General features: G+C 72.0%; 21 protein-coding genes and 1 pseudogene. 14 read left to right on the plus strand and 8 right to left on the minus strand.

Annotation, left to right across the window (positions count from 1 at the left end):
• Position 1 precedes the first annotated feature (1 nt).
• From OG718_RS40980 to OG718_RS41000, 5 genes are all read left to right on the plus strand, one after another.
• A complete protein-coding gene (locus OG718_RS40980; protein ID WP_328846567.1) occupies positions 2–1048 on the plus strand; it encodes a segregation and condensation protein A in 1047 nt (348 codons plus the stop codon).
• The gene (gene scpB, locus OG718_RS40985; RefSeq protein ID WP_143635970.1) at positions 1045–1701 is read left to right on the plus strand and encodes an SMC-Scp complex subunit ScpB; all 657 of its coding nucleotides are present in this window, start codon (positions 1045–1047) and stop codon (positions 1699–1701) included. Before OG718_RS40980 ends, scpB begins: the two co-directional genes overlap by 4 nt.
• A complete protein-coding gene (locus OG718_RS40990; RefSeq protein WP_143635968.1) occupies positions 1701–2900 on the plus strand; it encodes a pseudouridine synthase in 1200 nt (399 codons plus the stop codon). Before scpB ends, OG718_RS40990 begins: the two co-directional genes overlap by 1 nt.
• Positions 2901–3174: 274 nt before the next feature.
• Positions 3175–3954, plus strand: a complete 780-nt coding sequence (locus OG718_RS40995) for an NUDIX hydrolase (RefSeq protein WP_328846568.1) — start codon at positions 3175–3177, stop codon at positions 3952–3954.
• Complete coding sequence (locus OG718_RS41000; protein WP_143635964.1) at positions 3951–4970, plus strand: ADP-ribosylglycohydrolase family protein; 1020 nt, start codon at positions 3951–3953, stop codon at positions 4968–4970. The genes OG718_RS40995 and OG718_RS41000 overlap by 4 nt, the downstream gene beginning before the upstream one ends.
• A gap of 62 nt (positions 4971–5032) precedes the next feature.
• On the opposite strand, the gene OG718_RS41005 is transcribed toward OG718_RS41000, so the two are convergent.
• From OG718_RS41005 to OG718_RS41015, 3 genes are all read right to left on the minus strand, one after another.
• Positions 5033–5479: a Rieske (2Fe-2S) protein gene (locus tag OG718_RS41005; protein ID WP_143635962.1), complete on the minus strand. Its 447-nt coding sequence runs from the start codon at positions 5477–5479 to the stop codon at positions 5033–5035.
• Positions 5476–6060, minus strand: coding sequence for a DUF6529 family protein (locus OG718_RS41010; protein ID WP_328846569.1), 585 nt, complete (start codon positions 6058–6060; stop codon positions 5476–5478). The genes OG718_RS41005 and OG718_RS41010 overlap by 4 nt, the downstream gene beginning before the upstream one ends.
• Positions 6061–6148: 88 nt before the next feature.
• Entirely contained in the window at positions 6149–6817 is a 669-nt protein-coding gene (locus tag OG718_RS41015) for a hypothetical protein (protein ID WP_143635958.1), read from the minus strand.
• 362 nt (positions 6818–7179) lie between these two features.
• On the opposite strand from OG718_RS41015, the gene aroH reads away from it, so the two are divergent.
• The 5 genes from aroH (at position 7180) to der (ending at position 11715) form a co-directional block, all read left to right on the plus strand.
• Positions 7180–7542, plus strand: coding sequence for a chorismate mutase (aroH, locus tag OG718_RS41020; protein ID WP_055613795.1), 363 nt, complete (start codon positions 7180–7182; stop codon positions 7540–7542).
• Positions 7539–8624, plus strand: coding sequence for a prephenate dehydrogenase (locus OG718_RS41025; RefSeq protein ID WP_143635954.1), 1086 nt, complete (start codon positions 7539–7541; stop codon positions 8622–8624). Before aroH ends, OG718_RS41025 begins: the two co-directional genes overlap by 4 nt.
• A gap of 197 nt (positions 8625–8821) precedes the next feature.
• The gene (gene cmk / locus OG718_RS41030; RefSeq protein WP_143635952.1) at positions 8822–9517 is read left to right on the plus strand and encodes a (d)CMP kinase; all 696 of its coding nucleotides are present in this window, start codon (positions 8822–8824) and stop codon (positions 9515–9517) included.
• Positions 9475–10167 (plus strand): lysophospholipid acyltransferase family protein, encoded by a 693-nt coding sequence (locus OG718_RS41035; RefSeq protein ID WP_186001122.1) that lies wholly within the window; start codon positions 9475–9477, stop codon positions 10165–10167. The genes cmk and OG718_RS41035 overlap by 43 nt, the downstream gene beginning before the upstream one ends.
• 75 nt (positions 10168–10242) lie before the next feature.
• Positions 10243–11715: a ribosome biogenesis GTPase Der gene (der, locus tag OG718_RS41040; protein ID WP_143635950.1), complete on the plus strand. Its 1473-nt coding sequence runs from the start codon at positions 10243–10245 to the stop codon at positions 11713–11715.
• 83 nt (positions 11716–11798) lie between these two features.
• Here der and OG718_RS41045 read toward each other — a convergent pair whose 3' ends face one another.
• Positions 11799–12206, minus strand: a complete 408-nt coding sequence (locus tag OG718_RS41045; protein ID WP_328846570.1) for a hypothetical protein — start codon at positions 12204–12206, stop codon at positions 11799–11801.
• A gap of 155 nt (positions 12207–12361) precedes the next feature.
• Positions 12362–13138 carry a hypothetical protein gene (locus tag OG718_RS41050; protein WP_143635946.1) on the minus strand — a complete coding sequence of 259 codons (777 nt, stop codon included), beginning with the start codon at positions 13136–13138 and terminating at the stop codon, positions 12362–12364.
• Positions 13139–13715: 577 nt separating this feature from the next.
• On the opposite strand from OG718_RS41050, the gene OG718_RS41055 reads away from it, so the two are divergent.
• Positions 13716–14336: a LysM peptidoglycan-binding domain-containing protein gene (locus OG718_RS41055; protein ID WP_306940731.1), complete on the plus strand. Its 621-nt coding sequence runs from the start codon at positions 13716–13718 to the stop codon at positions 14334–14336.
• 165 nt (positions 14337–14501) lie between these two features.
• Positions 14502–15257, plus strand: a complete 756-nt coding sequence (locus tag OG718_RS41060; RefSeq protein ID WP_443055373.1) for a transglycosylase family protein — start codon at positions 14502–14504, stop codon at positions 15255–15257.
• On the opposite strand, the pseudogene OG718_RS41065 reads toward OG718_RS41060, so the two are convergent.
• The 3 genes and pseudogenes from OG718_RS41065 to OG718_RS41075 form a co-directional block, all read right to left on the minus strand.
• Positions 15238–15879 (minus strand): annotated as a pseudogene (locus OG718_RS41065) (ATP-binding cassette domain-containing protein); the annotation flags it as partial. The gene OG718_RS41060 and the pseudogene OG718_RS41065 overlap by 20 nt on opposite strands.
• Positions 15876–19169, minus strand: coding sequence for an ABC transporter permease subunit (locus OG718_RS41070; RefSeq protein ID WP_328846571.1), 3294 nt, complete (start codon positions 19167–19169; stop codon positions 15876–15878). The pseudogene OG718_RS41065 and the gene OG718_RS41070, both read right to left, overlap by 4 nt.
• Positions 19170–19195: 26 nt before the next feature.
• The gene (locus tag OG718_RS41075) at positions 19196–19699 is read right to left on the minus strand and encodes a hypothetical protein (RefSeq protein WP_328846572.1); all 504 of its coding nucleotides are present in this window, start codon (positions 19697–19699) and stop codon (positions 19196–19198) included.
• Positions 19700–19827: 128 nt separating this feature from the next.
• Here OG718_RS41075 and OG718_RS41080 point away from each other — a divergent pair, with 128 nt between their 5' ends.
• Both OG718_RS41080 and OG718_RS41085 read left to right on the plus strand, forming a co-directional pair.
• Positions 19828–20367: a hypothetical protein gene (locus OG718_RS41080; RefSeq protein WP_143635937.1), complete on the plus strand. Its 540-nt coding sequence runs from the start codon at positions 19828–19830 to the stop codon at positions 20365–20367.
• Entirely contained in the window at positions 20342–21649 is a 1308-nt protein-coding gene (locus OG718_RS41085) for an ABC transporter substrate-binding protein (RefSeq protein ID WP_143635935.1), read from the plus strand. The genes OG718_RS41080 and OG718_RS41085 overlap by 26 nt, the downstream gene beginning before the upstream one ends.
• The last annotated feature ends 120 nt before the right edge of the window (positions 21650–21769 follow it).

A 21769-nucleotide genomic window follows, 5' to 3' on the forward strand; every position in this document is an offset into this window, starting at 1 on the left:
TATGACCTCGAACGACGTCCCTGCCACGGCCTCCGGCGGTTCCGGTGGCCGTCGGCGTGCGCTGGGGCGGGGGCCTGGGGGCGCGGCCCCGCCCGAGCCCCCGGGCGAGGTTCCGTCGCCGGAACCCGAGCCGGAGCCACTTGCGCCGGAGCCCGAGCCGCCTGCGCCGGAGCCGGAGCCCGAGCCGCCCGTGGCGGAGGGCGAGGAGTCCTCTGCCGTCGTCGAGGCCGATGAACCCGACGACGGGGTCTTCAAAGTTCGGCTGGTCAACTTCGAAGGGCCGTTCGATCTGCTGCTTCAGTTGATCTCCAAGCACAAGATGGATGTCACCGAAGTGGCGCTCTCCAAGGTCACCGACGAGTTCATGGTGCACATCAGGGCGATGGGGCCGGACTGGGATCTCGACCAGACGACCGAGTTCCTGGTGGTCGCGGCGACACTGCTCGATCTGAAGGCCGCCCGGCTGCTGCCGTCCGCCGAGGTCGAGGACGAGGCGGATCTGGCGCTGCTGGAGGCCCGGGACCTGCTCTTCGCGCGGCTGCTGCAGTACCGGGCGTACAAGCAGATCGCCGAGATCTTCAACCGGCGCCTCGACGAGGAGGCGCGCCGCTACCCCCGTACCGTCGGGCTGGAGGCGCACCACGCCGAGCTGCTGCCCGAGGTCGTCATCAGCATCGGGGCGGAAGGATTCGCCAAGCTCGCCGTGAAGGCGATGCAGCCCAAGCCGAAGCCCCAGGTGTACGTCGATCACATCCACGCGCCGCTCGTGAGCGTTCAGGAGCAGGCCGCGATCGTGGTGGCGCGGCTGCGGGAGCTCGGAGAGGCCAGTTTCCGCTCGCTCGTCGAGGACACCGACGACACCCTCACCGTCGTGGCGCGTTTCCTGGCCCTTCTGGAGCTCTATCGGGAGAAGGCGGTCTCCCTGGACCAGGAAGAGGCTCTGGGGGACCTGGTGGTGCGCTGGACGGGCGGGGACGGGGATGCGCAGCCGACGGTGACGGACGAGTTCGACAGGCCGCCGGAACCGGTCAAGGAGGAGAAGGCGTGAGCGAGGACACCACCGAGGCCCCGGCGGGTCCGCCCGGCGTCGCCGATCTCGACCTCAGGCCCGCCCTGGAGGCCGTTCTCATGGTCGTGGACGAGCCCGCGACCGTGGAGCACCTGGCGAAGATCCTGGAGCGGCCGAAGCGGAAGATCGCGGACGCGCTGCGGGCGCTGGCCGACGAGTACACCGTCCAGGGGCGCGGCTTCGAGCTGCGGCTCATCGCCGGCGGCTGGCGTTTCTACAGCCGCCCCGAGTACGCGGCGGCCGTCGAGCGCTTCGTCCTCGACGGCCAGCAGGCCCGGCTCACCCAGGCCGCGCTGGAGACGCTCGCGGTCGTCGCGTACCGGCAGCCGGTCAGCCGCAGCAGGGTCTCGGCGGTCCGCGGAGTGAACTGCGACGGCGTGATGCGCACCCTCCTGCAGAGGGGTCTGGTCGAGGAGGCGGGCGCGGAACCCGAAACAGGTGCGATCCTGTACACGACGACGAACTACTTCCTGGAGCGAATGGGCCTGCGCGGCCTGGACGAGCTCCCGGAGCTCGCGCCCTTCCTTCCGGAGGCGGACGCGATCGAAGCAGAGACGCTGGAAGGGGTCCCGTCGTTCGATCCGGACGCACCGGATGCAGATGCAGACGACACGACGACGACGGAACTTTGATGCGAAGCAGTGGCAGCGGCAGTGGCAGGAACAACGGGCGCGGTAACCCCCGCGGGACCGGCGGGGGCGGTAACCCTCGCGGCTCCGGTGGCGGCGGTGGCCCCCGCGGTTCCGGCGGAGGCGGCAACTCCCGGGGAACCGGCGGAGGCGGCAACTCCCGGGGAACGGGTGGGGGCGGCTCCCCGCAGAAGAGCGCGGGAGGGCGCGACGACAGGCCGAAGCGCGCCGGCAAGCCCCGCCCCGAGGAGCGTCGGTACGACGTAGGCCCCGGCGCCACCCACGAGGGCCCCAAGTCCGGGCGCGGCAGCGCGGCCCGCGGCGGCGCCAAGGGCGGTCCCAAGCAGGGCCAGCAGCGCGGCGGCCGTACGGAGAACGCGCGCTCCCGTGAGTACGAGACGCGTACCGAGGAGCGCAACCGCGACCGGTACGCGGGCAGGCCCGAGGTCAAGACGCCCAAGACCTTCCCGGGCGCCGAGCAGGAGGGCGAGCGCCTGCAGAAGGTGCTCGCGCGCGCCGGCTACGGTTCGCGGCGTGCCTGCGAGGAGCTGGTCGAGCAGTCCCGGGTCGAGGTCAACGGCGAGATCGTCGTCGAGCAGGGCATGCGCGTCGACCCGGAGAACGACGAGATCAAGGTCGACGGGCTGACCGTCGCCACGCAGTCGTACCAGTTCTTCTCGCTGAACAAGCCCGCCGGTGTCGTGTCGACCATGGAGGACACGGAGGGCCGTCAGTGCCTCGGTGACTACGTGACGAACCGTGAGACGCGGCTCTTCCACGTCGGGCGGCTCGACACCGAGACCGAGGGCGTCATCCTGCTCACCAACCACGGTGAGCTGGCACACCGCCTCACGCACCCCAAGTACGGCGTGAAGAAGGTCTACCTCGCGCACATCGTGGGCCCGATCCCGCGCGACCTGGGCAAGCAGCTCAAGGACGGCATCCAGCTGGAGGACGGGTACGCGAAGGCGGACCACTTCAGGGTCGTCGAGCAGACCGGCAAGAACTACCTCGTGGAGGTGACCCTCCACGAGGGCCGCAAGCACATCGTGCGGCGGATGCTGGCCGAGGCCGGCTTCCCGGTCGACAAGCTCGTGCGCGTGTCCTTCGGACCGATCACCCTGGGCGACCAGAAGTCGGGCTGGCTGCGGCGGCTTTCGAACACCGAGGTCGGGATGCTGATGCAGGAGGTCGGCCTCTAGACCTCTGGGCCTCTGGAGAACCTCCGGAGGAAAACGACTCCTACGTAGAGACCTGTTTGGTACGGCATCGGCCGGTTCCGGGACTTCCCGGGGCCGGCCGATGTGCGTTCGGGGGTTGTGGCAGCCCGTCCCGCTATTTATAGTCGTACTGACCATTAAGGGAACGCCCTCGCCGGGCGCGGCCGATGGAGCAGGGCCCACGGGGGTGGTCCCGGTCCGTCGACCGTCGCCCGGCGAGGTGCAGGACGGCCACGAAGGCCACGAGGAGGGGGCAATGGAGGGCTACGACAAATACGCCTTCGAACCCTTCGCCGTCACCGTGGATCTCGCGGTGTTCACGGTCCGGGCGGGCGGGCTCCAGGTGCTGCTGATCGAGCGCGGACAGGAGCCCTACGCGGGCCACTGGGCGCTGCCCGGAGGGTTCGTGCTGCCCGAGGAGTCCGCCGGAACGGCCGCACGGCGTGAACTCGCCGAGGAGACCGGCCTGTCGGACGTCTCCGGGCTGCATCTGGAGCAGCTGCGCACCTACAGCGAGCCGGACCGTGATCCCCGGATGCGGGTCGTCTCCGTGGCGTACACCGCGCTGCTGCCGGACCCGCCCGAGCCACGCGGCGGCGGGGACGCGGCGAGCGCGCGCTGGCTGGCGTACGCCGGGCTCGGACCGCTCGCCTTCGACCACGACCGGATCCTCGCCGACGCCCACGAGCGGGTCGGCGCCAAGCTCGAATACACCTGCCTGGCCACGGCGTTCTGCCCGCCGGAGTTCACGCTCGGGGAACTCCAGCAGGTCTACGAGACCGTGTGGGGGACCGCGCTCGACCGGCCGAACTTCCGGCGCAAGGTTCTCGCCACGCCCGGGTTCGTCGAGCAGATCCCCGGTGCGGCCCGGCTGACCGGAGGCCGGGGAAAGCCCGCGGCGCTGTATCGCGCGGGCGACGCCACCGCACTGCACCCGCCATTGCTGCGACCGGCAGCGGGACCCGGGCGGCCACCGTCCCCATCCCCCTCTCCGTCTCCGTCTTCGAACCCGTCTCCGGAAGGACGATCCTCATGACCACGACCGTCAGGAAGCACGCCGCCACCGGGGCCCTGGTCGGGCTCGCCCTCGGGGACGCGCTCGGTTACCCGACCGAGTTCAAGGACGTGCCGTCGATCCTTGCCACGTTCGGCCCCTGGCGGGAGTTGGAGCTGCCGGACCCGGCGCGCGTCACGGACGACACGCAGATGACACTGGCGCTGGGGCGGGGACTGCGGACGGCCATGGACAGAGGGTTGCTGGGACCCAAGCGGCTGGAGCGGCCCGTACGCGAGGAGTTCGTGGACTGGTACCAGTCGCCGGAGAACAACCGCGCACCCGGACGTACGTGCCTGGTCGCCTGCGAGAAGCTGAAGCGTGAGGGTCTGCCCTGGCAGGACGCCAGCCAGATCCACTCCAAGGGCTGCGGTGCCAACATGCGTGTCGCGCCCCTCGGTCTCATCTCCGGGCTCAGTGACGAACAGCGCGCGGGCGCCGCCCAGTTGCAGGCCGCGCTCACCCACGGGCATCCGACGGCGCTCGCCGCGTCCGACCTCACCGCGCACGCGGTGCGCCTCCTCGCGCAGGGCGCCGAGCCGACCGGACTGGTCGGCCTGCTGCGCTCGTACGCGTACGAGAACCGCACGCACTACAACGAGCGCTGGCTCGGCGACCTGTGGACGCGTTCCCAGGACCCGACGCCGACGCACTTCATCTCGCGTGGCTGGGACGAGTGTCTGGAGGTCCTGGAGCGGCTGCAGCGGGCCCTGCGGTCGCCGTCGCCCGAGACGGACCCCTGTCTGGCCACGGGGGCCGGGTGGATCGCCGAGGAGGCCCTCGCCACCGGCCTGCTGTGCTTCCTGCTCTTCGTGGACGAGCCGGTGACGGCCCTGCGCCGGGCCGCCTGCACCTCGGGGGACTCGGACTCGATCGCGTGCCTCGCCGGCGCTTTCGCCGGGGCGTACCTCGGTGCCGATGCATGGCCTACGGAGTGGGCCGACAGGATCGAGTACCAGGGGGACCTGATGGCGTTGGGCGCGCTCTGGGACGAATGACCGGTCCAAGGGGCGACAGGCCGGTCCATCGGCCCGCCGGTCCGGCGGGCCCGCGCGGTGGGTCAGGTGAGGCTGATCGAGTCGCCCGTGACCGTGATCTGCTTCGCGGGGAGCGGCTTCTGGGCCGGGCCCTTGGCCACCGAGCCGTCGGCGATGCGGAACTCGCTGCCGTGGCAGGTGCAGTTGATCGTGCCGTCCGAGACGTTGGCGACGATGCAGCCCTGGTGCGTGCACACCGCCGAGAAGGCCTTGAAGCCGCCCTTCTCGGGCTGGGTGACGACGACCTTCTCGTCCTTGAAGATCTTGCCGCCGCCGACCGGGACGTCGCCGGTCCTGGTCAGTTCCTCACCGGCGGGCGCCTCGCCCCCGGTTCCGCTCTCCGCGGGGGCGACGGAGGACGCCTCCTCCTCGCTGCCCCCGCCGTTCTCGTCCCCGTACTTGCTGCAGCCGACAACCAACGCGGCCGCGCCCGTCGCGAGAACCGCGCGCCGCGTGGAGGGGTGGGTCATGTCGTCACTCCGAACGTGCGGAAGAACCAGAGGGCGGAGGTCAGCCAGACCACCGTCAGGGCCGAGAAGACGAGTCCGCCGACGATGGGCAGCACCCAGCCGGGCAGACGCTCCGAGCGGAGCAGCAGCATCTTTGCACTGAATGCACCGAAGAAGAAGCAACCCAGTACCGAGTGCCACAAAACGCGCGGTTCGTACGTCTGGTAGCCCAAAGCGTACAAACAGTGCACGGCTACTGGAACCGCGACAAGGAAAGCGATTCGACCCGACCAGCGGTGCAGTGCGCCCGACCAGCTCGGGCCCGGGATGCGCCCGTACAGCATGAGCGCCGACACGAGCTGTACGACCGCGAAGCCCATCGCGGCCGTGGCGAGCCACGACTTGACCGCGCTCGTGCTGCTGAAGCCCGCGAGGTTGAAGGCGGTGCCCTCCGGGTCGTGCACATTGCCGTAGGCGCCGAGGCCGACCGCGACCGCACCCGCGACCAGGGCCGGTACGAGATAGGTGGCGGCTCCCGGGCGGCGGGAGGCGGGGTCGGGCGACGGAAAGTTCTGGGTGGCGGCGTTCGGGTCCACGGTCATGGTCGGCTCCCTGCGGTCACGGGGTCATGGGGCAAGGGGCGGAGCGAGGAGCGCAGTGCGGGGTGGAGCGGAGGAACGGGCGCGGGGATCACGGGGTCACGGGCTTGGCCGTGAGCCGCTGTCCGTCGACCGTCACGGCACCGGTCTCGGGGTCGATCCGGGGTGCGGGGCCCGGCTTGCCCGCGCGGTTGAGGATGCCGACCTGCCGGCCGCTCGGCAGGACGATCCAGCCGCCGTCGACCTCGGCGCCACGCACGGTGGCGGTCGCGCGGTACAGCCCGGAGGGCTTGAGGGCCTTGTCGGCCGTGAAGCCGTACTCCCGCTGTCCCATGTCGACCGTGCCGCGGATCCGCTTGCCTTTCAGCTCGCCGGTGAGGACGTTGCCGTTCTGGCCGGTGAGCCGCATGCTGCCGTCGGCCTCGACATCGCCCTTCAGCCACGACTCCTGGTCCCTGCCGTCGCAGAAGTACGCGACCGCCTTGCCGTCGCGCAGGGTGACCGCGACCGCGGAGGAGTCGTCGTCCGTGCGGCCCGCGTAGTCGGCGTTGGGCACGGCGGTCTTCGACGGGCTGGGCGAGGGCGACGGCTTGCCCGACGGGGGCGAGGCCGTGGGTGTCGGGCTCGCCGACACCACGTCGCCCGAGGACTCGCTCCCGGTCGACGTACTGCGCGTCCCCGACGTCGCGTTGAGCGACAGCATGAACAGGGCGAGCAGCAGTCCAGCGAGGAGCGTGAAAAGTGGTCCGGAACGCTTCATCGAGCCTCCCCCGAGGCGTGGCGCGGACAGCCTCACCATGCAAGCGGACCCGCGGCCCCTGCGTCCAGAGGCGCACAGGAGCGACTTCGCGGAAATCAACGGACGATCACACCGTAGTGGACAACTTCACTCCAAGTGGTTCTAAGGAGCGATTGCGGTGACATTGGAACAATCCGGGTCGATCGGCTCGCTCGAAGACCTCGTCGAGCAGCAGCGGTCCTGAGGCTCCCGGCCTGCCCGTGCGCCCTTCCAGGACAGCTCGGCGGGCGTCTCGGCAGGCGGGCGCCCGGTACCGGGCCACCGAGGGCTGACTAGGCTGGATGTACCAAGAGCCGATACGTACATCAGCAAGGAGCATCACCGTGGCGGTACGAGCGGTCCGGGGCGCCGTCCAACTGGAGCGGGACGAGGCCGGCCACATGGACGAGCAGGTCAGCGAGCTGCTCACCGCCATACTTGAGCGGAACGAGCTGACCACCGAGGACCTGATCAGCATCTGGTTCACGGCGACGCCCGACCTGCACAGCGACTTCCCGGCGGCCGCGGCCCGCAAGCTCGGCATCGTCGACGTACCGCTGATCTGCGCGCAGGAGCTGGACATCGAGGGCGCGATGCCCCGGGTCGTCCGGGTCCTCGCGCACATCGAGTCCGACCTGCCGCGCTCCGAGGTCGCGCACGTCTACCTGGGTGCCGCGGGCGCGCTCCGCAAGGACATCGCCCAGTGAGAACCGCACTCGTCATCGGTACCGGACTGATCGGTACGTCCGCCGCGCTGGCCCTGGCGGGGCGCGGCGTCGTCGTACACCTCGCCGACCACGACCCGGAGCAGGCCCGCACGGCGGCCGCGCTCGGCGCCGGCACGGACGAGGAGCCCACCGGGCCCGTCGACCTCGCGATCATCGCGGCGCCGCCCGCGCACGTGGCCGCGGCGCTCGCCGACGCGATGCGGCGCGGGGTCGCGCGCGGCTACCTCGACGTGGCCAGCGTCAAGGGCGGGCCACGCCGCGAGCTGGAGTCGCTGGGCCTGGACCTGTCCGCGTACATCGGTACGCATCCCATGTCGGGCCGCGAGAAGTCGGGCCCGCTGGCCGCGACCGGGGACCTCTTCGAGGGGCGCCCCTGGGTGCTCACGCCGACCCGGGAGACGGACACCGAGGTCCTCAACCTCGCGCTGGAGCTCGTCTCGCACTGCCGTGCCGTGCCGGTCGTCATGGACGCCGACGCCCACGACCGCGCGGTCGCCCTCGTCTCCCACATGCCCCACCTGGTGTCGAGCATGGTCGCCGCGCGGCTTGAGAACGCCGAGGAGGCGGCCGTACGCCTCTGCGGTCAGGGCATCCGTGACGTGACCCGGATCGCCGCCTCCGACCCGCGGATGTGGATCGACATCCTCTCCGCGAACCCGGGCCCGGTCGCCGACCTCCTCGCGGACGTCTCGGCCGACCTGGACGAGACCGTGCAGGCCCTGCGCGCCCTGCAGTCCTCCGACGAGGCCAAGCGCAGCGAGGGTTTCACCGGCATCGAGGACGTCCTGCGCCGGGGCAACGCCGGCCAGATCCGAGTCCCCGGCAAGCACGGCGCCGCCCCGACCGTGTACGAGAGCGTCGTCGTCCTCATCGACGACCAGCCGGGCCAGCTGGCCCGTATCTTCGCCGACGCGGGCCGCGCGGGCGTCAACATCGAGGACGTCCGCATCGAGCACGCGACCGGGCAGCAGGCGGGTCTGGTCGAGCTGATGGTGAAGCCCTCGGCGGCGCCCGTGCTGACGGCGTCGCTGCGGGAGCGGGGCTGGTCGATCCGGCAGTAGACCGGGCGATGTGCGACCCGGCTCGGTGATCCCGGTTCCGGTGGTCGTCCCGGTGATCGTCGCGGAGGTGGCCCGGGGGCTGTGACAGGGGCACCGCGGGGTCCGTAAAACGGGGTCCGGGAAGCCAGTAACCTTGTTCGGGGCACGATCGCGCCCGAACCAGCCCACCACCCCGTACCAGGAAGGTGCCCGCACCCGTGGAAACCACCGCCGCCCGGACCGCTCCGGCCGTGATTGTCGCCATCGACGGTCCCTCCGGCACGGGCAAGTCGAGCACCTCCAAGGCCGTCGCCGCCAAGCTCGGCCTGAGCTACCTGGACACGGGCGCCCAGTACCGGGCGATCACCTGGTGGATGGTGACCAACGGCATCGACGTCACCGACCCCTCCTCGATCGCCGCCGCGGCCGGCAAGCCCGAGATCGTGTCCGGTACGGACCCCTCGGCGCCGACGATCACGGTCGACGGCACGGATGTCGCGGGCCCGATCCGCACCCAGGAGGTCACCTCCAAGGTCAGCGCGGTCAGCGCCGTGCCCGAGGTGCGGGCCCGGATCACCGAGCTGCAGCGCTCGATCGCCTCGGCGGCCGAGCAGGGCATCGTCGTCGAGGGCCGGGACATCGGTACGACCGTGCTGCCCGACGCAGACCTGAAGATCTTCCTCACCGCGTCCCCGGAGGCCCGTGCGGCCCGCCGCAGCGGTGAGCTCAAGGGCGCCGACGTCAACGCCACCCGCGAAGCCCTGATCAAGCGGGACGCGGCCGACTCCAGCCGTAAGACCTCGCCGCTCGCCAAGGCGGACGACGCGGTCGAGGTGGACACCTCCGACCTCACGCTCCAGCAGGTCATCGAGTGCGTCGTCACCCTCGTCGAGGAGAAGCGGGCCCCGAGGTGAGCGTCGCGTCCGTGCCCACGGTCAAGGGCGCCGAGGTGGGGCGACGCATCGGCGTCGGCCTGATGTACGGCCTGTGGAAGCCGCGGGTGCTGGGTGCCTGGAAGGTCCCCGCGACCGGCCCGGTGATCTTCGCGGTCAACCACTCCCACAACATCGACGGCCCGATGGTCATCGGCGTGGCGCCCCGGCCCTCGCACTTCCTGGTCAAGAAGGAAGCGTTCATCGGCCCGCTCGGCCCGTTCATGACCAACGTCGGCCAGATCAAGGTCGACCGTGACACCACCGACCGGACGGCCATCACGCGCGCGCTGGGCGTGCTGGAGAACGGCGGGGTCCTCGGGATCTTTCCGGAGGGCTCCCGCGGCGAGGGCGACTTCGCCGCACTGCGCGCCGGGCTCTCCTACTTCGCCGTCCGCAGCGGGGCTCCGATCGTCCCGGTCGCCGTGCTGGGAAGCACGGAGCGGCGCGGACGGTTGATAAAGGCGTTGCCCCCGCTGCGCAGCCGGGTCGACGTCGTCTTCGGCGACCCCTTCGAGGCGGGCGACGGCAGCGGCCTGCGTACGCGCAAGGCGCTCGACGAGGCGACCGTGCGGATCCAGAAGCAGCTCACCGCGCACCTGGAAAACGCCAGGCACCTTACGGGGCGTTAAGAGACACTCCAGTAGTGGATCGTCCGATACGGGCGGTCCACCGATCACCACGATGAACTACGAGGTACGGACTTCATGAACGACCACATCCAGCCCGACGGCTCGGCCGAGCACGAGCACGGGGCGCTTGGCGATGCCGAGTACGCGGAGTTCATGGAGCTCGCCGCGGAAGAGGGCTTCGACGTCGAGGACATCGAGGGCGCGATCGAGGCAGCCGGCCACGGCCCGCTCCCGGTCCTCGCCGTCGTCGGCCGTCCGAACGTCGGCAAGTCGACCCTGGTGAACCGGATCATCGGCCGCCGGGAGGCCGTCGTCGAGGACAAGCCGGGCGTCACCCGCGACCGCGTCACCTACGAGGCCGAGTGGGCGGGCCGCCGCTTCAAGCTCGTCGACACCGGCGGCTGGGAGCAGGACGTCCTCGGCATCGACGCGTCCGTGGCCGCGCAGGCCGAGTACGCGATCGACGCGGCCGACGCGGTCGTCTTCGTCGTCGACGCCAAGGTCGGCGCCACCGACACCGACGAGGCGGTCGTGCGCCTGCTGCGCAAGGCCGGCAAGCCCGTCGTCCTGTGCGCCAACAAGGTCGACGGCCTGAGCGGCGAGGCCGACGCCTCGTACCTGTGGGCCCTTGGCCTCGGCGAGCCGCACCCCGTCTCCGCGCTGCACGGCCGCGGCACCGGCGACATGCTGGACGCCGTCCTGGAGGCGCTGCCCGAGGCCCCGGCGCAGACCTTCGGCACCGCAGTCGGCGGCCCCCGCCGCATCGCTCTCATCGGCCGCCCGAACGTGGGCAAGTCCTCGCTGCTGAACAAGGTGGCCAACGAGGACCGCGTGGTCGTCAACGAGGTCGCGGGCACCACCCGCGACCCGGTCGACGAGCTCATCGAGCTCGGCGGTGTCACCTGGAAGTTCGTCGACACGGCCGGTATCCGCAAGCGCGTCCACCTCCAGCAGGGCGCCGACTACTACGCCTCGCTGCGTACGGCCGCGGCCGTGGAGAAGGCCGAAGTCGCCGTCATCCTGATCGACGCCTGCGAGACCATCTCGGTCCAGGACCAGCGCATCGTCACGATGGCCGTCGAGGCCGGGCGTGCGATCGTCCTCGCCTTCAACAAGTGGGACACCCTCGACGAGGAGCGCCGCTACTACCTGGAGCGCGAGATCGAGACCGAGCTCGCCCAGGTCGCCTGGGCGCCCCGGGTCAACGTCTCGGCGCGTACGGGCCGGCACATGGAGAAGCTCGTCCCGGCGATCGAGACCGCGATCGAGGGCTGGGAGTCGCGTGTCCCCACGGGCCGGCTGAACGCCTTCCTGGGTGAGCTGGTCGCCGCCCATCCGCACCCGGTCCGTGGCGGCAAGCAGCCCCGCATCCTCTTCGGCACCCAAGCGGGCACGAAGCCGCCGCGGTTCGTGCTGTTCTCCTCGGGATTCATCGAGCACGGCTACCGCCGCTTCGTGGAGCGCCGGCTGCGCGAGGAGTTCACCTTCGAGGGAACGCCGATCCACATCTCGGTGCGGGTGCGCGAGAAGCGCGGCAGGAAGAAGTAGCCGCACGGGACGTGTACACACATGGGTGAGGGCCCCGCGGAACCGCGGGGCCCTCACCCATGTGCCTCAGTCTTCCCGGTGCCTCAGCGTTCCCGGCGCGGTCCGGGCGGGAGCGCCGCCGGGATCAGACCGGTGGCGTGCTGCCGCGCCACCGGCTGCCAGTCGGACGTGACGGTCTGGCTCTGGTGCGTGGACACCTGCCCCGTCTGGTGCTGCCCGACGTGCCGCATGCCGTACGAGGTCGGCGTGTACGCACCCGAGTTGTACGAGCCGGTGCTGAGCAGCCCCGTCCCGTGCAGACCAGAACCCTGCAGACCCGAGCCGTACAGGCCTCCGCCGTGCGGCCCGGTCCCGAAAGCCGTGAAACCGAGCTCCTCCTCGCCACTGCGGTCGCCCGGCAGGGTCCGAAAGGCCTTGCGGAACTCCGCGAAGAGCGCGTCGTAGATCGGCGTGGCCGAATGGATGCCCGCGGTGTCCTGTACCGGCCGCATGGCCGGGATCGGGGACGTGTACGGCAGGCGGCGGGGGGAGTCGTAGGTGTGCACGTCTGTGCCAACGACCCCGCCGCCCTTCGGATGCGGCCGCCGGTCCCCATTGGCCGGTCACCGGGAGTGTTTCCGGCGCATTCGTGGACCGGGGCCCGCGCTCAGGTGCCGGCCAGGGGCATCGCGCTCGCCACCAGCTGGCCGCCCGCGGCGGCCTTGTCGAGTGCCTGGCGCAGCAGGTCCTCGCGGGGCTGGCGGCCGATCGAGCCGACCGGGGCCGCGAACAGCAGCACCTGCTGGTGCTTGTTGGCGGCCGCCCGCCAGCTGTCGGTGACCTGGAGCGGCTGGTGGGCCTGCCACCAGGCGACGGGCGAGCCCCCGCTGGTGCCGGGCTGCAGGACCGCGTGCAGCTGGCCCATTGCGAGCAGCACGGACCAGCCGTGCAGTACTGGCGGCACCTCCGTGACCTGGCTCAGCGGCATGAAGCCCTGCTCGATGAGGAGCGGCAGGAAGTCGTCGCCCGCTCCTCCCGTCGTGCCGGGCCGGGCGATGCGTGCGGTCGGCTCGACGACGAGCGCGGGGTGCAGCTCGCCGCCGAGCAGGACGAGCCCGCTGGTGACACCGAGGACGGCCTGCTCGGGCAGGGCCTCGGAGGGACGCTCGTCCCCGGTGATGGACCGGACGGCGCCCTGCAGTTGCTCCTCGGTCACCTGGACGACCTGCGAGGGCAGGCAGGTGGCGTGGGCGAAGGCGAGTACGGCGGTCTCGTCGCCGATGAACAGGACGGTGCTGGTGCGCTCCTGTTCGGAGTCGCCCTGGGTGCGGCAGGACGTGCAGTCGTAACTGCCCGGGGCGTTCTCTCCGGCGAGCAGCCGGTCGGCTTCTTCGTCGCCGATCTCGGCGCGTACGTCGTCGCTGACGTCGAGCATGCGCGGCACGGGGGCTCCTCGGGATGCGGTGCGTGGTGCGGCCGGGTGGCCCCCGGCCCATGAACCGGATGGGTTCCCGGCTCATGAAGAAGACAACGGGCGATCTGTGGCCGGAGTCACGCCCGGGAGCGAACGGAATCGAACCATCCTGCGCACAGCGTGAACCCGGCTGCGGAATCTGTTACTCCACGCCAACTTCTCGGGGTTCCAAGGAAGTTGGTCCGGTGAGGTGAGTCACAGATCGTCAGGTCCGTTGGTCGACAAATCCGGAAATCAGCGAATGAAGCGGGTGTCTCAAATTCGACGATACTCCCGGTAACGGCGAACTGGCCTGGAATGACAAGGAGTTGGTTGTTACCGGGCCTCCCGGCTCTCTACATTGCTCCGCCGTGTGCAACGAGCACCGCTCGGGTACGTCCGCCGACCGCACAGCAAGCCAGCAGGAAGCACCGCGAGCATCACCAGAAGCGCCACCAGTACCACCAGCACCAACTCCGGCGGACGGGGTGAAACGGAAGGCCCGCGTCGACACGCGGGACCTTCCGTGCCGCCTTGGGGGAGCCCGGGTCCTTGGAGAGGGAACTACATGTCCGAATGTGCCGATACCACTCGTAAGACTCGTACCACGGCGGTCCTCGCCGGGGCGGCACTGCTCGCCCCGCTCGGACTGCTCGCCGCCACCGGCAACGCCGCGGCGGCGGACAGCGGAGTGTGGGACCGCATCGCCCAGTGCGAGAGCGGCGGCAACTGGCACATCAACACCGGGAACGGCTACTACGGAGGACTCCAGTTCTCCGCCGGCACCTGGCGCGCGTACGGCGGCTCGGCCTACGCGTCCACCGCCGACAAGGCCTCCAAGGCGCAGCAGATCGCTGTCGCCACCAAGGTGCAGCGCGGGCAGGGATGGGGCGCCTGGCCCACCTGTTCGTCACGCGCGGGCGCGTCCGGCGGTGCGCCCGCGGCGTCCACGCCCGGCACCCCCACCACCAAGGCCGCCCCGTCGAAGCCGGCGAAGGCGCCGGACCGTTCGACGGGCCACACCGGCCGCGGCTCGTCCCGCGGCGACTACACCGTCCGCAGCGGCGACACGCTGAGCGCCGTCGCGGCCCGGCACGGAACGACCTGGCAGCGGATCTACGCCGCCAACAAGGCCGCCATCGGCGGGGACCCCGACGTGATCGTCCCCGGCCAGCGGCTGGAGCTCTGAGCCCGAGGCCCTGAGCCCGGTGCTCCGTTCTCCGAGCCGGACTCTCGCTCTCGGGCAGGGGCCCCACCCGGTCCTCCGACCGGGTGGGGCCCCGTCGGACGCCTGCGCGGCTGGCCGACGGGCCGTCACCACCCTGCCTAGCGTGGCCCGATGTCGATCAAGCGCATGCGGTACGAGGCTGTCGTCGCCGTCGTCCTGGCCGTACTCACCCCCGCGGTGGCGGTCGCGGCACCACCGCCCGCAGTACCACCGCCCAGGGCACCCGGTCCGCCGGTGCCGGGCCGGGTGCCGTACGACTGCGCCAAGGACCAGTGGCCGTGGGGCTGTATCGCCAAGTGCGAGAGCAGTGGCCGCTGGGACACGAACACCGGGAACGGCTTCTACGGAGGACTGCAGTTCTGGCAGCCCACCTGGAAGGCGTTCGGCGGACTGGCCTACGCGCCGCGCGCGGACCTCGCCACGCGCGACGAGCAGATCAGGGTCGCGGAGGAGGTGCTGCGCGTCCAGGGATGGGAGGCGTGGCCCGTCTGTGCCAAGAGGTACAAGCTCAAGGGCCGGGCGCATGTGGTGAGGCCCGGCGAGTCACTCGCGTCGATCGCCCGCCGGTACCGCATCAAGGGTGGCTGGCAGGCGCTCTACAAGCTCAACCGGAAGATGGTCGGCGAGCATCCGGGGCGGCTGAATCCCGGCACCATGCTGAAGCTGCCGAAGGGGGCCGGACCGGGACGGCTGGTCACTCCGGTGCTTCCTCCGGCGACCTCTCCGGCGGTGCCTCCGGAGGACGCGGCCACCGGCTCCCCGAGTCTCCCGGGCGTGTCGGACCCGGCGGACCCGTCGGCCCCCGCCGTTTCGACGCCTCCTCCGGTCCTGATGGGTCCGCCGCTGCCGGGACCGCAGCAGCCTCCGTCGCCTCGCCGCTGAACACGACCGCGCCGCGCCGGAGTTCGTACACGATCGCCGTCCTGCCGTGCAGGCCGGGCGGCAGGCGCTGTTCGGCCACGATCACGCACGCGTCGAGGCCGCTCAGCAGCTCGTAGGTGCGGGCGGCGACCGTCGGGGACATGCCCTGTGCGGGTTCGTCGACGAGGACCACGCGCGCGCGTGCCAGGAGGGCGCGGGAGAGGGCGAGCATGCGCTGCTCGCCGCCGGACAGGGTCCCCGCCCTCCTCGGGAGCAGGGAGCCCAGTTGGGGATACGCCTCCAGGGCGGGCGCGAAGTCCTGGCCGGGGGCGGCGAGTCCGAGGTTCTCGCGGACGGTGAGCGAACCGAAGACGGCCCGGCGGTCCGGGACGAGGCACAGACCGCGGCGGGCACGTTCGTACGCGGGCATCCCCGTGACGTCGGTGCCGTCCCAGACCACGGCACCGCCGGACAGGGGCACGGTGCCGGCGAGGGCGCGCAGCGCGGTCGTACGGCCCGAGCCGTTGCGGCCGAGCAGGACGGTGACGCCGTGGGCGGGCGCGTGGAGTGTCACCCCGTGCAGCGCCTCCAGCGGGCCGTAGCGCACGCGCGCGTGGCGCAGGGAGACCCCGGGCGGGCTCATCCGTCGACCGCCGTTCCGGGTCCCCGGCCGTCCTGGCCGCCTTGGTGCCCCTGGCGCGCTTCGAGCCGGTCGAGGCCCTCGAGTACGTGGTCGGCCGGCCCGGAGGCGACGACGCGGCCCGCAGTCATGACGTGGACGGTGTCGGCCAGATCGGCCACGAGGTCCAGGTCGTGCTCGACGACGAGCAGGGCCGTACCGTCCGCGGCCAGCGCCCGCAGCACGCGGGCCAGCGCCGCCACTTCGCCCGTGTCCAGACCCGCAGCGGGCTCGTCGAGGAGCAGGACACGCGGGCTCCCCGCCAGGGCCCGCGCGAGTTCGACACGTCGCAGGGTTCCGGTCGGCAGGCCCGCCGCCGGGAGCGCCCGTACGGCTCCGTCGAGCCCGAGCAGCCGCAGCACCCGTTCCACGGCATCCGCGTCCACGACACGCCCCTGCTCGGCGCCCACGCGTACGTTCTCGGCCACCGTCAGGGTCGGGAAGACGGCGAGTTGCTGAAAGGTACGGGCGATACCGAGACGGGTCCGCGCGTGGGCGGGCAGCCGGGTGATGTCCCGTTCCCCGAACCCGAGCCGCCCGGCATCCGGCCGCACGGTCCCGGCGAGACAGTGGAACAGGGTGCTCTTCCCGGCCCCGTTGGGGCCGACGACGGCGGTGATCCGGCCCGGGGCCAGATCGAGGTCGACGCCGTCCAGAGCGGTGAACCCGTCGTAGGCGACGCGGAGACCGCGTGCGCGGAGAAGGGGGAGGACGGGCAGGGCGGGGGAGAGCCGGGGCCGGGCCGGCCGACGTGCCGCGGGGCCTGCGGCGCGGGGCACGGCTGCGGCGCGGGCATCGGACTCGGGGGTCCTCGGAGCGGCCGTCGTGTCCGGTTCACCGTCTTCGGCGGCCGGGTCATGCGGTGAGCCGGGCTCGGCCGACGCGGGTCGGCCACCGCCCGCGGCCCGAGCAGCGTCCGGTGCGGGAGTCGCGCCGAATCGCTCGGCGGGGCCCACGACGGCCTGAGGAGTGCCGGGCGTGCCGCCACTGTCGGCAACGCCGGGCTCCGGGGCGCCGGGTGGCGGGGCGGGACGCTCGTGGGGTTCGGCCTGTCCGGTGCCCTCCGCCGGTCCGGCGTCCTCCGCATCGGGCGAGGCGGATGCTCGAAGCGGGTCTTCGCCCCGGCTTTCCCCCCTGCCTTCGCCGGGCAGCGGCGGCAGACCGGAATCCGTGGTCCCGGGCGCACCGGTACGCCCCGGTGCGCCGGACGTCGAAGGTGGGCCGGACATCCAGGGCGTCCCGGACTCACCTGCCGCGGGAGTGGCTCGTCGTACCGGCCGCACCACCAGCGGGCGCCCACCGGGGACGCTCATTCCCGTGACCGTGGTGGCGGACGGTCCCGCCAGTGCCGTCGCGCCCGCCGCGGCTGCCTGCCGGGGGCGCGTGCCGGGGCCCGTGAACGTCGCCCGGAGTCGGCGCCGCACGCCCGCGCCCAGGGGAGTGAGTGTCACCTCGCGGCGTAGCCGCAGGCGTTCGGCCGCCAGGCGCAGGGCCTCGTACGGGCCGCCCGGGAAGCGGCCCACGAGGACCGCCAGGAGGCCGATCAGGGCCGCCGCGACGCCGCCGCGCGTCCCCGCGTCCAGGCCGACCAGGAGGGCCGCCGCGAGCAGCGCGCCGAGGACGCTGTCGGCGCCGAGGACGACGATCGCGGCGAACCAGAGCAGGCCGCGGACCGGGTCGTACGCGGCGGGGTCGAAGGCGCGCAGGCCCATGCCCAGCATGCCGCCGCCGAGAGCAGCCAGCGCGGCGCCCGCCACGAAGGCCGTCAGTTTGAGCGCCGGCACTCGGACGCCCGCCGCCGACGCGCCCGCCTCGTGGTCGCGCATCGCCGCCAGGGCCCGGCCCGTACGGCCCCGGCGCAGCGCGTGGGCGGCCAGCAACGCGCCCGCGAGGAGGACGAGTTCGAGTGCGTAGTACGCGCGGTCGCCGTCGAAGCCCGCCGGCCGGCCCAGGGTCAGGCCCGAGGTCGCGTACGGCTGGGCGAAGACGAAGCGGCTGACGCCGACGCCCACCGCGAAGGTGGCCAGGGCGAGGGCCAGGCCGTGGCGGCCGATGGCGGGCCAGCCGGTCAGCAGGCCCAGGGGCGCAACGAGCAGGACGGCGACCGCGAGCGCGGCCAGTTCGGGGAGTTCCGGCAGGCCCGGGAAGCGGCCCGCCGCCAGCAGCGCGGTGAAGAGGGCGCCGAGACCCGCGTACGCCGCCTGGCCCAGTGAGATCTGGCCGCCGCGGCCCGTCACCACGACCAGGGACAGGAGGACGACTCCCAGGGCCGGGACCTGGACGGACGTGTGCAGGTCCGAGCCCGCGAAGCCCAGCGGGAGCAGGAACAGCACCACGGCCACGATCCACGCGCCCGGTGGGGTCGCCACCCGGGCCGTCGCCGTGCGGGGAAGCGCGTCCCGGGCGCCGATGCCCGGCAGGACCAGTGCCGCGATCAGCAGGGCCACGACGAAGAGGTTCGCGCCCACCGCCTGGAGCAGCGGTTCCCGCCAGCCCGTCGGGTGCAGCCGCGTCAGCTGGCTCTGGGCGACCCCGATGCCGAGGGCCACGACCACGGCCACCGGCAGGCTGCGCATCCGGGCGGCCACCGCGACCGCCACCACCTCCATCACGAGCAGGGGCATGCCGTACGGGTCCAGGCGTACGTACGGGGCCAGCAGCACGCCCGTCAGGCCCGCCGTGAAGGAGCCGAAGGCCCAGCCGGCCGCGGCCACCCGGTCCGCGTCGATGCCGCCCAGGACGGCCAGAGAACGGTCGTCGACGACGGCCCGCAGCTCCTGGCCGAAGCGGGTCCAGCGGATCACCGCGCCGACGCCGGCGGCGAGCACGAGGGTCACGGCCAGCTGCCCCCAGGGGTCCGCCGAGACGAGCGTCGGCGCGTCCGAGCGCGCGCCGGGGCCCCAGATCAGCACCGCGCCGCCGACGAGCAGGACGAACACGCCGATGGACGCGACGAGGGTCTGCGCCGGGTCGCTGCCGAGCACGGACAGGGGGCGGAAGACGAACCGTTCCAGCGCCATGCCGATGCCCGGGGCCACCACGAGCAGGGTGAGCGCGGCGGCGAGCGGGAGGGGCCAGTCCCATTCGACCGTGAGCTGCCACAGCAGATAGGCGCACACCATGGCGATGGCGCCGTGCGCGAAGTTGAGGACGCCGGTCGCCCGGTGGGTGACGATCAGGCCGATTCCGGTGAGCGCGGCCGCGCTGCCGATGGAGAGCCCGGCGAGCGTGAGGTCGTACGTCAGCGACGCCATCAGTCACCAGCCATCAGTCACAGCCATCAGCCGTCCGCCCCGGACGACCGGTCGTCCGAGGCGGCGGGCTCGCAGATCGGGCAGGGGGCCAGTTCCCCGCCCGCGAGGACCCGTGAGTCGACCGGCAGGGCCTCCGCCTTCCCGGAGACCAGCGGGCAGTCCGCGCGGTGCCACAGCGTGCCGCCGGGCACCATCAGCAGGTCCCCGCTGACGGCCACGGGCGCGGAAGCCGCCCGGGACTCGTCGGCGTCGGCGGGATCGGCGGCCACCAGGAGCCCGTACAGCTCCTCCACGCGGGCCGCCGCGAGGGTGTTCCTGCCGTGGGCGAGGAGTACCGCGCCCGCGATGATCAGCGCGGCTCCCGGCACCGTGCAGGACGCGAGGTACGGAAGCTGGCGTTCCGCGTACCGCTCGCCGGAGATCCCGTACCAGCCGAGGACGCACAGCACCGCTCCCGCGGCGAGCGCGGCCCACCCGGCCCACCCGGCCCAGAGGACGGGGTGCACGGTCCGCAGTCGAGCTGTCCGCATGGGGGCTCCCATGTCATGTGTCCGGCTGTCTTCCAAGTCCGCCGATGGACTTGCACTATGCCTTCTGCAAGCTGACCCTGAAAGCTCCGGGCGCACATGGCCCGGACCGACACCCGGTGGTGAGCCAGATGGTTCTCGGGAGTGACCTCAGGCGGGGGACAGGCCGGGGGCTGGCGGTGGCGGTTCTCGTCCTCGCCTCCGTTCTCACGGCCTGCGGCGACGACAGTGGCGGCGACGACACGACTCCGCCCTCGCCCTCCGTGGAGCAGCCCACGACGACCGATCCGAGTCCGAGCGCGAGCGCTCCGGACGATCCGGCGGCGGCCGAGAAGGAGATCAAGGAGAACTGGAAGAAGTTCTTCGACCCCGACGTCCCCCTGAAGGACAAACAGGCCCTCCTGGAGAACGGCGACAACATGGCGCAGGTCCTGGAGAGCTTCAGCGGCGACGAGCGCGGCGGGCAGGTGGAGGCGACCGTCGACCAGGTCGAGTTCACCGCGCCGACCGCGGCGAACGTCACGTACACGCTCACCCTGAAGGGCGCCACGGTCATGCCGAACGCCGCGGGGACCGCCGTAGAGCAGGACGACACGTGGAAGGTGTCCGTCAAGACGCTGTGCGGCCTGGTCGGGCTGAGCGGCAATGCGTCGCCGGGTCCGGGTTGCTGAGTGCGCTGTCGTGGGCCTGCTGCTCCTGGTGGGCACGGCCTGCGGCAGCCGCCTCCCGGAGAGCGACTTCGAGGACCGGCCGGGCCGCACGCCCACGCAGAACACCGCGGAACCCCTGCGCGTAGGCATCATCACGAGCGCCACCAGCCCGGTCGGCGGCAACACCTTCACCGGACCGCGCGACGGCGCGAAGGCCTACTTCGACCGGCTGAACGCGCGCGGCGGCATCGACGGCCGCCGGGTCGACGTCCGCACGTGTGACGACGGCGGCAGCGGTGTGGGCAACAACGAATGCGTGCACAAGCTCGTCGACGAGGACGAGGTGGTCGCCCTCGTCGCCACCAGCGCGCTCGACTACGCGGGCGCCTCCCGGGTGTCACGCGCGCGCGTGCCCGACATCGGCGGCCAGCCCATCGGCGCGGCGTACGACACCTATCCGCACCTCTACGGGATCTACGGCAGCCTCGCACCGCGCGACGGAAAACCCGGCTGGGACGGGAAGCTGTACGGCGGCACCGAGATCTACCGCTACTTCAAGCGCGAGCAGGGCGCCCGTACGGCGGCCGTCGTCTCGTACAACCAGTCCGCGTCGGCCGCGTACGCCCGGCTCGTCACCCAGGGCCTGAAGGCCGAGGGCTACAAGGTGGTCACCGAGCAGGTCGACTTCGCGCTGCCCAACTTCCGTGCCGCTGCCGCCGACCTGAAGGAACAGGGCGCCGACGTGGTCTTCGACGCCATCGACACCTACGGCAACGCCCAGCTGTGCAAGGCGATGGACGACGTCGGCGCCGACGTCCTCGCCAAGGTCACCAACGTGCAGAACTGGACGTCCACCGTCCGCGAGGACTACAAGGACGCGCCGCGCTGCCGCAACGCCCTGTGGGCGACGGGTTCGAGCCGCAACTACGACGACACGACCACGGCCACGGCCACGGACCACGAGGCCGTACGGGAGTTCCGGGACGGCACGAAGAACCTGAAGAGCCACTCCCAGTGGCAGCTGGAGGGCTGGGCCGCCGCCATGTGGTTCACGGACGCGGCCAGGTCCTGCGCGAGAACGGGCGTCACGCGCGCGTGCGTCGACCGGTTCATGGACACGGGGAAGCCGTACACGGCCGACGGTCTGCTGCTGCCCGTCCGGTACGAGCGCCTGCCCGAACCCCCGAAGACCCGCAGGACCTGCCTCTCGGTGGCGCGCTGGGAGGACGCCCGCGGATGGGTGAGCCAGGGTGACATGAACGACGAATGCTTCGACGTGCCGCAGTTGTCCTACAAGCCCTGATGCGTCCCGGCGCCAAAAGGTTCCACTATCCGGTTACCGATGGTGCAACTGTTCGGGAACAGGATGATAAGTAAGCCCAACCATCCCCCCAAGTCCCCGGTCTAACCCACAGGTAGCTGG

Origin of the sequence: Streptomyces sp. NBC_00258 (genome assembly GCF_036182465.1) — a bacterium.
GTDB lineage: Bacteria > Actinomycetota > Actinomycetes > Streptomycetales > Streptomycetaceae > Streptomyces.